The sequence below is a fragment of the Leucobacter sp. 7(1) genome, assembly GCF_900163635.1.
GTDB lineage: Bacteria > Actinomycetota > Actinomycetes > Actinomycetales > Microbacteriaceae > Leucobacter.
Map to the genome: position 1 here is coordinate 26,035 of NZ_FUID01000072.1, position 15,766 is coordinate 41,800.

General features: G+C 62.3%; 17 protein-coding genes. 7 read left to right on the forward strand and 10 right to left on the reverse strand.

Annotated features, from left to right (window positions below; genetic code table 11):
• Positions 1-21 precede the first annotated feature (21 nt).
• Entirely contained in the window at positions 22-666 is a 645-nt protein-coding gene (locus FM113_RS13705; protein WP_087015382.1) for a DsbA family protein, read from the forward strand.
• 275 nt (positions 667-941) lie between these two features.
• On the opposite strand, the gene FM113_RS13710 is transcribed toward FM113_RS13705, so the two are convergent.
• Genes FM113_RS13710 through FM113_RS13720 form a run of 3 tightly spaced genes read right to left on the reverse strand, consistent with a single transcriptional unit; the run spans position 942 to position 3,170 of the window.
• Complete coding sequence (locus FM113_RS13710) at positions 942-1,658, reverse strand: hypothetical protein (RefSeq protein ID WP_087015383.1); 717 nt, start codon at positions 1,656-1,658, stop codon at positions 942-944.
• A gap of 7 nt (positions 1,659-1,665) precedes the next feature.
• Complete coding sequence (locus tag FM113_RS13715) at positions 1,666-2,460, reverse strand: ABC transporter permease (RefSeq protein ID WP_087015384.1); 795 nt, start codon at positions 2,458-2,460, stop codon at positions 1,666-1,668.
• Positions 2,457-3,170: an ABC transporter ATP-binding protein gene (locus tag FM113_RS13720; protein WP_087015385.1), complete on the reverse strand. Its 714-nt coding sequence runs from the start codon at positions 3,168-3,170 to the stop codon at positions 2,457-2,459. The genes FM113_RS13715 and FM113_RS13720 overlap by 4 nt, the downstream gene beginning before the upstream one ends.
• 121 nt (positions 3,171-3,291) lie before the next feature.
• On the opposite strand from FM113_RS13720, the gene FM113_RS13725 reads away from it, so the two are divergent.
• From FM113_RS13725 to FM113_RS13740, 4 genes are all read left to right on the forward strand, one after another.
• Positions 3,292-4,146: a sensor histidine kinase gene (locus tag FM113_RS13725; protein ID WP_087015386.1), complete on the forward strand. Its 855-nt coding sequence runs from the start codon at positions 3,292-3,294 to the stop codon at positions 4,144-4,146.
• Entirely contained in the window at positions 4,143-4,817 is a 675-nt protein-coding gene (locus tag FM113_RS13730) for a response regulator transcription factor (protein WP_087015387.1), read from the forward strand. The genes FM113_RS13725 and FM113_RS13730 overlap by 4 nt, the downstream gene beginning before the upstream one ends.
• A gap of 322 nt (positions 4,818-5,139) precedes the next feature.
• Positions 5,140-6,090, forward strand: a complete 951-nt coding sequence (locus FM113_RS13735) for a DUF4238 domain-containing protein (RefSeq protein ID WP_087015388.1) — start codon at positions 5,140-5,142, stop codon at positions 6,088-6,090.
• A gap of 215 nt (positions 6,091-6,305) precedes the next feature.
• Complete coding sequence (locus FM113_RS13740; protein WP_140393375.1) at positions 6,306-7,007, forward strand: hypothetical protein; 702 nt, start codon at positions 6,306-6,308, stop codon at positions 7,005-7,007.
• Positions 7,008-7,031: 24 nt separating this feature from the next.
• Here the strand turns inward: FM113_RS13740 and FM113_RS13745 are convergent, their stop codons facing one another.
• The 7 genes from FM113_RS13745 to FM113_RS13770 form a co-directional block, all read right to left on the reverse strand.
• On the reverse strand, positions 7,032-7,259 hold the full coding sequence (locus FM113_RS13745) for a hypothetical protein (protein WP_087015390.1): 228 nt from the start codon (positions 7,257-7,259) through the stop codon (positions 7,032-7,034).
• Complete coding sequence (locus FM113_RS13750; protein WP_087015391.1) at positions 7,252-9,030, reverse strand: DEAD/DEAH box helicase; 1,779 nt, start codon at positions 9,028-9,030, stop codon at positions 7,252-7,254. Before FM113_RS13750 ends, FM113_RS13745 begins: the two co-directional genes overlap by 8 nt.
• A gap of 100 nt (positions 9,031-9,130) precedes the next feature.
• A complete protein-coding gene (locus tag FM113_RS18510; protein WP_254909016.1) occupies positions 9,131-9,256 on the reverse strand; it encodes a hypothetical protein in 126 nt (41 codons plus the stop codon).
• A gap of 37 nt (positions 9,257-9,293) precedes the next feature.
• A complete protein-coding gene (locus FM113_RS13755) occupies positions 9,294-10,850 on the reverse strand; it encodes a serine/threonine-protein kinase (RefSeq protein WP_217896016.1) in 1,557 nt (518 codons plus the stop codon).
• 174 nt (positions 10,851-11,024) lie between these two features.
• Entirely contained in the window at positions 11,025-12,488 is a 1,464-nt protein-coding gene (locus FM113_RS13760) for a hypothetical protein (RefSeq protein ID WP_087015393.1), read from the reverse strand.
• Positions 12,489-12,522: 34 nt separating this feature from the next.
• The gene (locus tag FM113_RS13765) at positions 12,523-13,563 is read right to left on the reverse strand and encodes an XRE family transcriptional regulator (RefSeq protein WP_254909017.1); all 1,041 of its coding nucleotides are present in this window, start codon (positions 13,561-13,563) and stop codon (positions 12,523-12,525) included.
• 54 nt (positions 13,564-13,617) lie between these two features.
• The gene (locus FM113_RS13770; protein ID WP_087015394.1) at positions 13,618-14,055 is read right to left on the reverse strand and encodes a hypothetical protein; all 438 of its coding nucleotides are present in this window, start codon (positions 14,053-14,055) and stop codon (positions 13,618-13,620) included.
• 635 nt (positions 14,056-14,690) lie between these two features.
• On the opposite strand from FM113_RS13770, the gene FM113_RS13775 reads away from it, so the two are divergent.
• Together FM113_RS13775 and FM113_RS18300 are read left to right on the forward strand one after the other, a co-directional pair.
• Entirely contained in the window at positions 14,691-14,969 is a 279-nt protein-coding gene (locus tag FM113_RS13775) for a hypothetical protein (protein WP_087015395.1), read from the forward strand.
• Positions 14,970-14,975: 6 nt separating this feature from the next.
• Complete coding sequence (locus FM113_RS18300) at positions 14,976-15,746, forward strand: recombinase family protein (RefSeq protein WP_217896017.1); 771 nt, start codon at positions 14,976-14,978, stop codon at positions 15,744-15,746.
• Positions 15,747-15,766: the final 20 nt, after the last annotated feature.

A 15,766-nucleotide genomic window follows, 5' to 3' on the forward strand; every position in this document is an offset into this window, starting at 1 on the left:
GCTTCACGAAAGGAATCACTCATGGCCACTGCGTCATCAAAGCCCGTGCACGTCGAGATCTGGTCCGATCCGCAGTGCGTGTGGTGCTTTGTCGCGCATCCCCGGTTCGAGAAAGCGGTCGCCCTGTTCGACGGTGAAGTCGAGGTGAGCTACCGGTCTTTCGAGCTCCGCCCGGATGCCCCCATCGAGATCAACAAGGAGCAGCAGATCGCACAGCACGCTGGAGCGAACCGCGAACGCATCGACACCGTTAACGCCCAACTCGCGGAACTCGCCCGCGCAGAAGGCGTCAGCTATCGACCCGATCTCACCCGCCCGACGAACTCTCGCCTCGCACTCGAACTCCTCCACTATGCCGACACGGCGGGTCACCGCGCTGCGTTGACCCGCCGACTGTTCGCGGCCTACTTCACCGAGGGAAGACATATCGGTCATGTCGATGAACTCATCGACCTAGCCCAAGAAATTGGCCTCGACCCTGACCTGGTCCGCGAGGTACTCACCGACCGCAGATACCAAGACGCCGTCACTCGAGACAGCGAAAGACTTCAAGCGCTCGGCGCGAGCGGTGTGCCGCTCTACGTGATCAATGGCACCTGGGGCATCTCCGGAGCGCAGCCCGTGCAGACCTACCTCGACGCCCTACAGAAGGCCGCGAACGCATGAGCCGCGAACTGCTCGTCTTCCTCTCGCCCGAGCCCAGACCGTCCGAGGCGAATGACCAGGAAGCCACCTGCGCAGACGGTGCATGCGCAATTCCATCGACACCGGACACATCGAATGTCGTACGTATTGCGCCGCGGTGGGCGGATAGAATGGCAGCACAAATCGGGGTGTAGTTTCCATTCCTTGCTGATAGGAACCGAAGCGCTACAGCGGCATCGCGAGGGTCTACCCGGTTGTCGCACGCGGTAAGTCATTCCCACCGATGCCGCCGGAGTTCAGGCGTCGCGTCGTGTGAATGTTGTGCTCGCGGCGATGCTGATGGCGATGATCCATGCGAGGAGGATGAGTCCGCCGGTCCCTGCGTCGAGCACCGCATCTGTGTCCGTGAGATAGAGCAGACTTCCGGCTTTGTCGGGGAGCCAGCGTGTGTGCTCTGTGAGGCCGCTGGCGAGGGGAGAGACGATGAGGACGAGGCTGAGCATCGTTACCAGGGGTGGGATCAGCGAGCGCAGCAGCACGGTCAAGGCGAACGCGAGTGACCCGATGAGGGCGAGATAGACGGCTACACCCACTATCGGCCACAGACTCGCTTCGCCCGCGGCGGCGAGGTGACGAACGGACAGGGTGATCGTGGCCGTGACCCAGCCTGCGCCCACCGCGACTCCGCTGGTGACCACTGCCGTCACAAGGAAGGCGAGGCTCTTTCCGGTAAGGGTGCTCAGCCGACGGGGTGTCGCGGTGAGGGTGGTGCGGATCTGGCCACCCTGGTACTCGGTGGCGACGGCGAGCACACCGAGCAGGATGACGCCGATCTGAACGAACGGGATGGTCGCGCGGGTCACCTGCACACCACTGATCGCAACGGTGGAGGATGCGGCGATCGCTGCGGAGAGCGTGATCGCGGTGCCGATCGTTGCGAACACGGTTGCGGCGATGACGGGGAGCGTGCGGAGCTTGATCAGCTCGGCGGAGATGACGCGTGGGAGTGTCATCGAGTGCTTACGCGTCCCTGCGTCGGAACACAATGCCCGCGACGATGAGAAGGGCGAGCGCCCACCCGGCCATGACGATGGCTCCGGGGGTCGGATCGAGGCCTCCGGGGACGACGGAGTCTGCGGGAAAACCGAAGAGATTGCGGCCGGCCATGTCGGGAAGCCAATGGGCGGCCGGGGTGAGGTTGGTCAGCAGCAGTGAGACCGACACGACAGAGCTGTTGGCGATGAGGATGATGAGCGGGATGATCCCGCTGCGGGCGAGCACAGTGATCGCGAACGCGATCAGGCCCATGAGAATCCAGTAGAGCGCACCTCCTGCCCAACGGCGAACCGCGTGGTCTAGGGAAACGATCTCTGTCCCGGCGTCACCGATGATCACGTTCGCGACGAGGACACTGAGCGGCACCGTGACGAGCGCTATCGTCGCGACGAGCACCATCACCGATAGTGCTTTGGCGGTCAGTAGTCGAAGGCGTCCGGGTAAGGCGGTGAGGGTGGTGGTGATCTGTCTGCCACCACCGGCGTCGGTGCGGACGGCGGTGTATTCGCTGCTCATCGCGATGACACCGATCACGACCGCGCCGACTGTTCCGAGGGGCATCATCGCGAACGCGGTCTCGAACGGTGAGGTGTCCGCGACCCGGTCCGGGTGCCCGGATGTGACGGCGCTTCGGACAGTGACCGCGTTGAGCACCGTGAGGGCCACCGACCCGAGAACGGCCACCGCCATTCCGGCCCACGCTCCGGGGAGGGTTGCGGTCTTTCGCAGTTCCGTGAGGGTTATGCGGAGGAAGCTCATTGGGGCTGTCCTGCCGCGTCGCCGGTTAGTCCGAAGAAGGCGTCTTCCAATGTTGCGTATCCTCTGGTTACTTCCGCGACCGTGCCGGTCTTCACGATTCGGCCGCCGGCGATGACGACGAGGTCGTCTGCGATTTCGGCGACCTCGCTCATCAGATGACTGGAGAGCAGGACCGTCCCGCCAGCATCCGCATGGCCACGAAGCAGACCGCGTATCCATCGGATGCCCTCCGGGTCAAGCCCGTTCACGGGCTCGTCCAGTACCAGAGCGCTGGGTTCCCCGAGGAGTGCGGCGGCGAGTCCGAGGCGTTGGCCCATGCCGAGGGAGAACTTGCCGACGCGGGTGCGGGCGGCGCTTCCGAGACCGACCTGTTCGAGTGCGGCGTTCACCCGAGTCTTGGGGATGCCGTTGCTGCGTGCGACCCAGGCCAGGTGATTACGGGCAGAGCGGGACGGGTGCGCACCGGAGCCGTCGAGCATCGACCCGACTGTGCGCAATGGATCGCGCAGGTTTCGATACGGCTGCCCGTTGACAAGTGCCGTGCCTAGGGTGGGGCGGTCTAGGCCGAGCAGCACGCGCAGCGTTGAAGACTTGCCCGCCCCGTTTGGTCCCAGGAATCCGGTGACTCGGCCGGGGTGCGCTTGGAAGGTCACGTCGGAGAGCACGGTTCGGGAGCCGTGGCGTTTGGTGAGGCTATCGATTGTCAGCATTCCTCCATGCCAACAGTCCGCGTCCCCATCGTCATCGGACCTGGGCAGGGTCGTGCTCGGTCTCCGGTCCCTCAGACCCAGGTCCGATGTTCGCGTGGGGCCCCGAATCTAGACTTGAGTGATGAATATCGACCGGCCGACGTGGCGCTCCCGTGCCTGGCTCGTCGCCGCCATGCTCCTTGCCGTCCTCGCTGGAATCCTTTCGTTCGTGGGAGTTGATCGCCCGGCGTCGGCTTGGGCGGCGGTCGCTGTTGCTGGCGCGGTGGCGGTGTCAGTGATCGGTTGGGCGTTCGATCGCACCAGAAGGCAGCGCCGACGATACGAGGAGGAGCTCGCGTCGTGGGCAGGGGAGCGGGCGAGGCAGACCGAGCGGCTGCGCATCGCATCGGACCTGCACGATCTGGTCTCGCACGGTCTCGGCCTCATCACGGTTCGCGCAGCCGTCGCCCGCACCGTCACCAGCCCGGACGGTGATCCTGAGCGTGCGGAAGCGCTCACAGATATTGAACGGGTCAGCCGGGAGACCACGACAGAGCTGCGCCGCATGCTTATCGTCCTGCGCGATCCGGACACCGCACCGCTCCGGCCCGCCGACACCCTCGCCGATCTTCCCGCGATCGTGCAACACGCGAACACCGCCGGCCTGACCGCCACGCTCGGCGTCGAGGAGCTCGGTGATGTATCGCCGGGGGTCCAGCTCACCGTCTGCGCCGTCGTCCGAGAGGCCTTGCACAACACAATCCGTCACGCCGGCCCGACCAGCGCTCGCGTCGGCGTCCACCGCGACGGGGGGACGGTTTTCGTCGAGGTGCAGGATTCCGGGCAGCGCACGTCGTGGCAGCCGCAGGCAGGAGCCGGGCACGGTCTTGACGGACTGCGCGAGCGTGTCACCGCCCTCGGCGGCACGCTCGACGCCGAACCTCGGGGCAACGGATTTCATGTCACCGCTCGCATTCCCGACGTGGTGCACATATGACGGCCGAGATTGCTCGGCCTCGGGTGCGCGTGCTGATCGCCGACGACCAACCCCTGCTGCGATACAGCCTCGCCGTCCTCATCAACAGCACAACCGACCTCACGGTCGGGGCGGAGGCCGGCACGGGGGAGGAAGCCTCCCGTCTCGCCCGCGAGCTCGTCCCAGATGTGATCCTGATGGACATTCGGATGCCCGGCGGCGATGGCATCGAAGCGACCCGCACCATCACCAGCGACCCAGCTCTGTCCAGTTGTCGTGTACTCGTGCTCAGCATGTTCGAACTGGACGAATACGTCTACGGTGCGCTGCGCGCCGGGGCGAGTGGATTCCTCCTCAAAGACGCGCAGCCCGATCACCTTCTTGACGCGATCCGCCGCACTCACAGCGGAGAGTCGCTGTTCGCGCCAGCGATCCTGACCAGACTCATCGAGCACTACACCAGCCGCCCGCCGGCGCCCGAACGACGACTGGACCGGCTAACCGACCGCGAGACGGAAGTGCTCCTGCTTGTGGCACGTGGGCTCTCGAACGACGAGATCGCCTCCACACTGACCATCTCGATCAAGACGGTCAAGACCCACATCGGCAACCTCCTCGCCAAGCTCCACGCCCGCGACCGAACCCATCTCGTTATCACCGCCTACGAAACCGGACTCATCGCTCCTGCCTGACAGCCGGATCTTCCGTGAGGGGTCTGAGACGCCAAGCCGACTGCTCCCTGGCGGCGTAGAGGGCTGCGAATCGCGGATGGGAACCGAAGCCCTACACGGAACTGTTGTGGGACGGATTTGCTTCCGAGCAGTATCGACGAGGGTCAGCCTATGTGCGGTCGCCGCCAAGCGATAGCAGCAGTGGCATCCACGAGGTGGGACTGCTCGTATCTCTCCCGGATATGAGCCAGATCACTGTCCGGGTGGCGACCTGGAAAGGCTAGCTTGAACAGAGAGCCTCGACGAACGAGCTGAAACGAGGTTGTTCATCGCGAGGAGTGACATGTCTGGCAAGCCAAAGCGGCATCACACCGTGCCGAAGTTCTATCTCGAGGGTTTCGCTGGTGGGAAGATGCTCCACGCGGTCAACATCCGAGATGGCAGCGAGCACAACGCCAACGTCGTGAACGCGACGGCTGAGTCGCACTTCTACAGGGTCCAGGACCATCCGACCGACCCGGGTGCCTTCGAAGCTGCACTCTCGGAAGCAGAGGGCGTTGCAACCGGGATTCTGCGGTCGATTTCCGAGGGCTCCTGGCCCCTGAGCGTCAGCGATCGTTACGCGTTCGCACAGTTCATGACGCTGCAGTTCCTCCGTGTACAGAGTCACCGGCGACAGATGCACCACGCCATCGCCGCCATCCTGCGCGAGCTGGCGACCGACGACCCCGCTGAACTCGAACGCATCCTCTCACTACCCGGCGCCCCGGAAGGCGTCGACTTCGCGAACGGAGAGGTGCCCGCGCTCGTCTCTTCGGCCGTCCACATCCGGCAGATCTCGACCCTGGTTCCCGCACTCGTGGGGCACCTACTTGACCGCCCTTGGGAGCTGGTCAAATTCGATCAGCCATCACTCATCACGTCCGACGAGCCGCTCACTCCGATTCCGAACCCACGAGAGAGTCAGAACGTGGGGCTGGGACTCGAGAACTCCTGGGCATTGCTCTTCCCATTGACGCGCGAACTCGCGCTCGTAATGTTCCGGACTCCCATCCCCTTGCGGCTGACGCCTGTGGATCAAGAAGTTGTCGAGGGCCACTTCGATTTCAGTCGCGAGGGTGACCCTGTCTCGCTCCAGGCCTTCAACGTCAACACGGTGATGCACGCGTTCAGGTTCGTGTTTCATCATCCGGCCGACGCTCATCTGATGCCGGCGAACGCGATCGGCCTCGCGAAACGGGGTGGCCGCATCAATCTCGACGACCTCCCAGAGGATCTTCGACCAACGCCATGAGAGGTCGCTCCTAGCGGAGCTCTCAGAACGACGGTGCTAAGTCGGGCTGCTTTTGATGCTTGGATTGAGTAATGAAGCTATCGCCGTTCGAATCCGAGTATGCAGATTCAGTTCTGCCGACATTCGAGGGCGCCCCAGCCACACATGCTGCGGTGAGAACAAGTGCGGATGCGGAGACTCCGTGGACACAGATGTCGGCACTTCTAGGGACCACAGTGATTCAAGCGGTCCAGAGCTTCTACCTGGCAAAGCGGTCTAGGCAGTACTTCAGCGATTTGCTCGAGAACGACGATCGAGTTGGTCGGGCTATCACTGACATCAACAGCCGATTAATGCGTATGGCTGTGCTCGACATCGCCGCGCTAAATGACGGCGGACTGGCGGGCAACGATCCCGAGAACAGTCGGACCGCGTCATTGCCCACAGCCCATCAACGTATGAAGCGGCACCTGACCGACGCCAACGCGTCCACTACCGAGCTGGATCGCCTGCGCGATCTGCAAACTGACATCAATTCTGACCGCCACGCCCCGTTGAAGTATGTCCGTCACCTTCGCAACAAGTGGGCAGGGCACCCGTCATTGGATCGTCGGTTCGACGCTTGGGCAAGCGCAGATAAGACACTCTCGATTGCTACGGTGGAGGCTGCTTTGGCGCGGCTGGTCAACAATGCCCATGGCACTGCGCTATTTGTCTCCTCAGCCCCTGCTTTGCAGGTCTTCCGCCAGCCTCCGGCGGCAGCGAATCCTGATGGGTCTATTCCCATGGGGGTCGATCTGAGCAACGTCATAGTCTTGGCAGAGATCATGCGAGAGTCCGCTGATAACAGCATCCATGCTCTCCGTGCTCAGATCACAGGCGAATCCATGCTCGAGCGTTTGGCTCACACGGAGGCCTACCAAGGTGAGCGGTACTAACGCGGTTGGAGTGGGGTTGGGGCATCATGAAGTCGCCTGCAACTCGGTTTCGAGTTCCGCGAGGTTCGTGCGTGCGGTGGCGATGAACTTCCCCGCGCAGTCGAGGCAGTAGTGGAAGCGGTCGCGTTCGATTTTGATGACCAGGATACGATCGCCTTTGACGATGACGTGCTTCTTGTTTCCTTTGCAGTAGTGCCGTCTACCGGCAGTGCCTGGCGAAACTGATTTGAGGAGCGATCGCTGACTACCCACGGCGCAGCTCCTCTTCGACAGTCGTGACGATCTGAGGAAGCTGTGCGATCAGGGAGTCCAGGTCGGCTGCCGTGTACTCGCTGCGCGAGGTGGCTCCGCTGGGGACCAGCTTCTTAATCTGGAGATCGATCGAAGACTTCACGACCTTGAAGTTCTCCCTGCTCTTGTCGAGATCTCTGCCCACCGGTTTGAGGCCATGCTTGGCGAAGAACCTGCCCACCTCGGTCTTGACCAGGTCATCGAGGAGAGTCCGCTTTGCCTTGCGGGTGGCTTGCTTGGTGGGTGTGATGCGTTGCAGTCGGTCGAACTGCTCACCAGTGATGCCCGCGTCCTTGAGCACTGCCAGCGCCGCGGCGATCGCCGGGTCGGCGTTGATTAGTGTGAGATTTTCTAGGAGGACATCGTCCTGGCTGGTGATCACCGGAAGTGGGCTGCTTCCGGTGCCTCCGGCACCGGGCTCACGGGTGGTCGTGGGTTCGATGAGGTGCTCGTCGATTAGGTTCGCGAAGAAATCTTGGTCTGCTTCAGCGAACTGCTGGAAATCGGTCCAAACGCCGGTGATGTTCCCTCCTACGTGGAATACGACAACGCCGTCATTGACCGGGTCGAACGGATCCACGCCAGGGATTACCCGCATGATCCGTCCGACGAACTGCATAAACGGTCCGAGGTTGCTAAAAATGCTGAACACCGCGGCGACGCTGAGGTAGGGGTGGTCGAAGCCTTCGCCGAGTTTGCGTACTTGCACGATGACGTCGAGTTCGTGGTTCTCGAGCTTCTCGTGGATGCGTTCGTTCGCCTTCCCGGCGAGTTGGCTGTGTACGAAGTCGGCGCGCAGTCCGAGCTCGCGGTACTTCGCGACGACCTGCTTGCAGTGCTCCATGTTCAGCGCCGAAGCGATGATTTTCAAACGCGGCTGACCGGTCGTTTCGCGCATCTCGCGCAGCTTGCGGATGGATGCCTCGGCGATGGTGGTGAGGGTGGCCTCGGAGCTGACGATGCTGCGGCGGAAACCGGCGTCCTCTTCGCCGAGGCGGCGTACTTCGTCGAGGGTCACCTCAACCTCCGCGCCGCCTTCATGGCGCACGTAGTGGAGTGTTGTCGGGTTGAGCCGGTAGCCGTTGATGCGTTTGACGTAGCCCTTCTCGACGGCCTTGGAGATCGGGTAACTGTAGATGACCTCCCCGGTCATCACCTTCCCGTCGGCTCGGGCCGGAGTGGCGCTCACGTTCAGGATGCGGGCGTCCGGGAACTTGCGTCGCAGCACGTCCCAGCTCTCGGCCACGTTGTGGTGGCCCTCGTCGAACAGGATCAAGTCGAAGAAGTCGCCGGGGAGTTTCGCCAGCCACTTGTTGTTCTCGCGCTGCAGCTGCTGGATGTTGGTGACGACGATGTCGGCTTCTTCGAGGTCGCTGACGTTGCTGGAGGCCCCGCGGATTTCGGCTGGCTCCGGGAAGGGCCCGTCGTCGAGCACCCTTCGTTTCGTGTAGAAGTATTTCGGGTTGCTCGGGGTTAGATCACCCAGCAGCTGGTCGGCGATCTTCAGGTTGGGGGCGACGAGCAGCGTTCGCTTCGACTTCGCGGCGAAGGGTGCCAGCGCGAGGAGTCCGGACTTGCCGCAACCAACGGGCAGGACTACCGACACTTCGCGGGCGTCCGCTCCTTGGAAGTCATGGTTCTCGATCGCTTGGTAGGCGAGGATCTGGGGTTCCCGCAGATCGGGGTTGCCGGCAACCGAGGGTTGCACGATTGCGTACTGGTCGATCTTCACTTGCTGCTCCGAACATTGTGGTTGTGGGTTGGTGTCTATGCTGGGAGCGGGACCGCCCGCCAAGGCGGCCCCGCTCGGTGTCACACGAAGTCTCAGCCGCTCAGCCCTTCTTCTTGTGAACCACCGTCGTTCTCGGGTTCCGCTTCGCGTAGTTGAGCTTCACGAAGCGACCCGAGACGGCGCTGCGCGCGTGGCCGCGCGATGCGGCGCTCTTGCCTTTGGTCATGTCATCACCACCTTCCGTGGTCTCGCACGAGGAGCCATCAGCCTGCCTCGCTCACCCAGTCCGCGATCCCGGCACGGATCGCTGGCGGCAGCGTGCGTACCGTGAAATCGGTGATTGACCAGCCAACCTGATCGCGGCCCACTGAGCGCAAACCTTCGATCGCCGCCATCGACATCTCCTCCAACTTGACGTCCTGCAGCACCGAGACCAGCACGTCTCGCACATGCCATCGGTTGTGCTCGGGGCCGAGGACAGCGAGGGCAGCGACCGCCATGCGCAGGACGCTGGAGTCACTGACGACGTCGACGGTGCGGCGCATGAAGTTCGCCAGCACGTCGCAGTACTCGAACGAGAATCCGGTCCGTTTGACGTAGTCCGTGAACCGTTCGAACAAGCGACGGAACGCGCCACGGTCCCGGTTCCAGAGGAACTCGACGGACGACGACGTGCACCAGGGCAGCACGCGAGTAAGCGCCTTCATGTCATCGTCGTCCGACTCATCGAGAAGCGTCGCCCACTCAAACATCTCGATCAGGTCCGCCGGGGTGGTCGAAGGGCTGAGCATCCTGTCGCGGAGTCGTTCAGCGGTCTGTTCGCGCGACTCCCAGGCATCATGCTCCTGGCGCGTGCCCAGGGTCCTCTCGAGCGCCTCAAGGAATTCCGCTACCGAGCTGTATCGGCTCGCGGGACTGTTCGCCGTGGCACGCTCGACGACGGGCCGCAGAGGTCCTGCTGGCATCTCGGTGTTCACCGGGTACTCCTGGGTCACCAGCTCCTGGAGCATCTTGCCCAGGCTGTAGACATCCGAACGGTGGTCAGCGCTACGTGCTCGGGTCCACTGCTCCGGTGCCGCGTACACCCATGAGCCCATGCCAGCGCGAAGCGTCGAGGTCAACGGTGTCGTTTCCCGCTCAGCTTCGACTGCCAGTCCGAAATCGGACACCGCCCATTCACCGCTCTCTAGCCGGAGCACGTTCGCGGGCTTCAGATCACGGTGATAGACCCCGTTGCCATGAATGTATGCCAGGCCGGCGCAGATCTGACGCATGATGTCCACGATCAACGGCGGGTTGCCGTCGACCTTTTCGATAAAATCAGCCAGACTGCCCTGCGCCAGGGGCATCGCGTACCAGACATCCTGACTGTCGGTTTCGCCCTGTGCGATCACCGAAATCACATTCGGGTGCCTGAGGCCTTCAAGCAGCCGCAGCTCCCTTGTGAACCGACTGATCACCTCAGGATCTACCGCCGCGCTCTCACGTAACACCTTGATCGCAACGACATCTCCGGTCTTGCGGTCGGTCGCGCGGAACACGTCCGCGAAGCCGCCGCTACCGATCGCGGGGAGCTCCAGAATGAACCGGCCACCCAGAGTCCTGACCGTCAGATCAGTCTTCGGCCGCCCGGCCTTCTTCTGCCGCAACCCCGAGCCGTTCCATGCCTTGATGACGTCCAGATCCCAGATGGGCCCCTGGGCGATCTCTCCGACAGCATCAGGGAAGTCGGGTCGCTGCCGCAATGCGGCGATGCGTTGCGGCGTGACGCCCAGCTCGTCTGCGACTTCACTCAATCCGCCCAGGCGCACGGCTACCATCCTCCGCGATAATTATTGTCCATAAGACAATCATACCATGGAAATGGTTGATGTGATGGAAACCATTAACTTTTACTGGTTGGGAAGCCATCTATAGTTCTAGGCAGGCACTTCGCGATGCCGAGCCGCGCCTACACGGCACCCCCCCACTAGCCGTCGGCATCGCCTGTGCGCTCAGGCCACCGACGCTGAGGGCTTGTTGTCGGATCGTGCGTCAATCAGGACGACGGATGGGTTCTTGTCTAGATCGAGCTTTCGCAGGATCGCACGCACGCGACTCTCTTCGGCCTCGCTGTAGAAGACGATGACCTTCAGAGATTTGTTCGTCTGGTTCGCTGCCTCGTAGACCTCGACTTGGTTGCGCAGGTTCTGTTCGAGCTTCTTGTTGCTGGCGAGTTTGAACTCGATCAGAGATTTGTCGCCTGAGCCGTAGCTGACTTTGAAGTCGACTGGTCCGCGTCCGTTGTTCGGTTCGCGGTTCACATCGAAGTCGGAGAGTCCCCAGATCAGTCCGAAGAATATCTGGACTTCGCTCTCGCGGGCGAAACCTGTTCCTTTTCGGTTGATCAGCCGGTATCCATCCTGTGCTTCGACGTAGTGCTTGAAGATGAGCACACGTTCGCACGCTTCGTCATAGCTGTTCCAGCCGGTTTCGTAGAACTTCGACTTCGCTGATAGTTCGCGGACGGCCTCTCGAAGCGTGGTGTCGAAGATCCCGAGTATCTCGTCGCGCTTCTCTTTGCTGATCGCGGAGGCTTGATCGCCGCGATCCTCCTGGATCGCGATGTAGCGGTCGAGTAGCTCGGGAAAATTGCGGAGCGTTGCTGCGGCTGCTGCCTTGAGATCGGAATCTTTGGGCTTGTCTCCGAGCTGGCCGCGGAAGTAGCGGTTGATGCGGTCGCGCGCGACGTCGTTGTCTACAGACTCGGTGATCTGGTGATATTGGCTCACCATGTCCTTGTAGTTGATCCAGTTCTCATCGTGGGTCAGCAGGTCCAGTGGCGTCAGTAAGACGTAGTCGTCTCGAAGCTTCGGGAGGAAGTAGTTGCGAGACTCCCAGCTTTGCGTGTCGTAGTTGAACGCGACGCGTTTGACGTGAAATGTCGTGCAGTGCCTCGCGTCGAGGTGTTTCTTGGCGAACGTCTCGGTGTAGTCGAGTAGGAACTCTTTGATGAGGTTGGTCGTGAAGTCGCTGATGCTGTCGCGCCCGGTCCGTGGCTGGAGGAGGCTGAGCTTCTCCAGATGGGTTCCCTTGGTGACGTTCTCGTCGCCGAAGTTGCGCAGAACCGAGTTGAGCGAGTCATGAAGGGCGCGCGCGAAGAGGGGGCCCGGGCCTCGGCCTTCGTTACCGAACTCGCAATATCCGAGCCAGTTCTGCTTCACTTCGGAGAACTGGTAGAGGTCCTTGATTGTTGCCTTGGTCTGTGGTGTCTGCGACAGGCGCTTCAAGTACCGCAGGTACTCGACCACGCGCTCGTGGAGTTCCTGATACGGCTTCTTCTTGCTGTTGAAGAGGAGGAACGGGTCGACGAACAGGGGTAGGTCGGTTACGAGGTTGACATCGAACGCGCCGTAGCGGTCCAGGACGCTTCGGTCGACGTTGAAGTAGTCCGAGAAGAAGATCTTCGTTTGTGCCACGGCGTATCACGCTCCTGAGTACGGGCCAACTGTTTCATGCCGCTGTGGGCACGAGGCCCGCGATGTGGCTGCGGATCTCTGACGGTGGGACTTGTAGATAGTCGGATGCTTGTCGGGTTGCGGACTTCACCTCGGTGTTAAAGAGCACCTTGCGCAGAACCTGGGACGTCTCCGGAACTATCCCGCCGGGCTCCGCCTTGCGGTAGCCCATCTCAGACAGCGTCACGCAGGTGCTGCGATACATCCACTCGGTGAGGAGTTCCAGCTCGCGCAGGCGGTGAGTCATTGCCATGGCAGAGACGCGCCAGTACGATCGTGCGGCAAGGATGCGATCTAACGTGGCGTTTCGCATGGACTGTGACAAGACGCCATCCGCGGGCATGAGTAGCGCGGCAGCGAACCTATTGGCTTCGGCTTCCTTGGCTCGACCTTGGGGACGGTCCTGACCGCCATCGCTATGCAGCACAAGGTGACCGAGCTCATGAGCGGCGTCGAAGCGCTGTCGCTCACCGGTCTTGTCAGTGCTCAGGAAGATGTAGGGGACTTCGTCTCGATAGAAAGAGAAGGCGTCAATCTCTCTGCACTCGGCGGCGATGTTGAAGACGCGCACGCCGTGTGCTTCGAGAAGGTGCACCATGTTTGAGATCGGTTTGACACCAAGCCCCCAACGAGTGCGGATCACGTCGGCCGCGGTCTCGGGGTCGAGCTTGTCCAGCGTCGGAACTGTCGGGTTCGGCAGCACGAACTTGCTGTGTATCCAGTCGGCGAACTCCAGCGTGATGGTGGCCGCGGCGAGAGCGGCATCGCGCTTCGCAGCGGTCGTCTTGCTCAGCTTCCGGAAGCTCACCGTCTCCGGAGGGAGGACGTCGATCGACTCTCGTTGGAAAAACTCTGGAAGTACGCTGAGGTGACCAGCGAGAGCATCGAGAGACTCCTGCGGCGGGTGGTACTCGTCGTTCTCGTAGCTCGACAGCGTTCGCGTTGAAATGCCACTGATCTCCGAGAGCTTCGTCAGGGTGAGCCCCCGGCGCTGACGCGCAAGTCGGAGTCGTTCCGGGACGAACATGGGTGTCATCACCTCTCTTCGTATTTTTCAGGTGTGTGAGCGCCACCCGAAGATGGCTGGGGGTCAACGGGGCTGAACAGGAATATCGAAGCCGTCGCCCTCGTCGTCGCTGAACATGGATGTATCTGAGGGGGCGTTCAGCTGGGGGAGCACGATTCGCGGACCCCACTTGTCAACTCGCCCGTCTGAGCGGTACCCGGCAGGCTGAGACAGTTCAAGCAGGAGGCCCGTCATGGTCAGCTCGTGCAGCAACATCCATAGCGGAGCTGTTCTCGCGAGTTCTTGGAATTGTGGTTTCGCCGGCGGCAGCTCGGGGATGTTGAGCATGCCATCAGTGCTGATCGGGAAGCTCGCTGTGATCGCACCGTGGGTTGCCGGACCTTTCGGCCGCGTGATGGGTCCACGTTTCGGGTCGCCCCCAATACTGCCCACATGATCTGCCGACGCAACGACGATGGCCATCTTTCCCTCGGGGTGAACTGTGCGAATCTGCTGATCCACACTCACCGGCTCCCAACCCGTTCGGCTAAGTCGAAGGCGCAACTGCTCGCTCGTGTCTTGATACAAGTCGTTGGACTGGGCGCCAGGGTTCGCCGCACGTGTTCGGTTCAGAGCCTTGCTTAGTCCCGGCCTCGCCACCTGATGGAGAAGCTCGACGCTCAGGCCGAACTCGGCAAGAAGCGCATCGGCGTCGCCGTCATGCGGCTCCGGGACTGCTCGTAGTAGCGTCACCATCGGGTACCTCCAACTCTCTGTTGCTCATGATCCTCCCTCAAATGAGGAAGAAAAACACGCGACGCGCCGAGTGGGTTCGCAAAGTCGCCATTTCCGACCGGCCATCAACGGCTTTTTCAGCTCAGCGGATTGGTGCGAGAGGCAGGCGTGAGCGCAGCGTTGAGCTATCGCTAGAACCATGAGGGGCGATCTACATTTGAATGATGGAGGAGCAAGACGGCGATTTGGCCTACCGCACGTGCGCTGAGTGCGGCCGTGATCTTCCGCCTGAGCCGTTCAAAGCCGATGGGCATCTCCGGATCGGTTTCGTGTGTGCCGAGCATGGTGTGCATTCGGTCGTGAGCCCGTTCGAAGACTGACGGCACCGCGTGTATGTCGGTGGTCGCGCCGACGATCGTCGTATGGACTACTTGTATACGAAGAACGGTCGGCCGCTGAAGCGTCGCGGCGATGACCTGTTCAGTTCCTCGGGCACCCACGTCGGTCGTATCCGTGGCGAGAAGGTCTTCGATTCCACCGGCCGGTACGCAGGAACCGTGGTGGGCGACCGGGTGATCTACCGCAGCACTCACTCGGCCTCGATCAGCGGCCCGTTCGCGCAGCGTGCGAGCGCGGGGTTCGGGCGTGCGAACCGTGCCGGGACGGGAGCGTGGGGTGACGAACCACCTTTCCCTGACTAGGCATCTATGACGACACTCCTCCTCCCGCACGCACAGGCGAAGCCTCCACCGTTTCGGTGGACAGGACCCGAGGTGCCGTTACCCGGCACCCGGCCGGTGTTTCTGTATCTGCGGCTTTCGCGTGCACACGGTGACGGGCGGGATGCGATTGAGCGGCAACGTCTCGACCTGACACGCAAGCTCGCAGCAGAGGGCGGGTGGACAGTGATGGGCGAGTACGTCGACCGAGACTCCGCCAGCGCGTACGCGCGGACGGAGCGTGCGGGGTGGCGCGCGCTGAATGCAGGGATCGCGTCGGGCCGGGTGCGGGCGGTGGCGTTCTGGAAACTCGACCGCACCTTGCGGATCGCCTCGCGCTGCTTGGAATGGGTGACCTCATGCCAACAGCAGGGTGTGACCTTGCTGTCGCACCAGGACTCCACGGATGAACTGAACAGCGTCACCGCCGCCGCGAAACTCTCGACCGGGGTGAAGGCGTTGTTGGCGGAGGCTGAGACGGACACGATGAGTGAGCGTCAGCGTGCCGCGAAACGCCACGCCGCGCAGGCGGGGTTCATCAACGGCGGACGTCGCCCTTTCGGCTGGCAACCCGGACAACGAGTCACCGATAGTGCTGGACGGACGGGTCGGCGTCTGGAGCCTCACCCGGTCGAACACCTGGCGTTGAAGGATGCTGTCGCCCTCGTGCTCGCCGGGGCCGGCCTCCGTGAAGTCGCTGTGCACTGGCAGACACGCTACGGGATCACCGGCACCGAGGGCGGGCTCGTGAGCGATTAGAAGGTGCGTGCCGCGTTGAT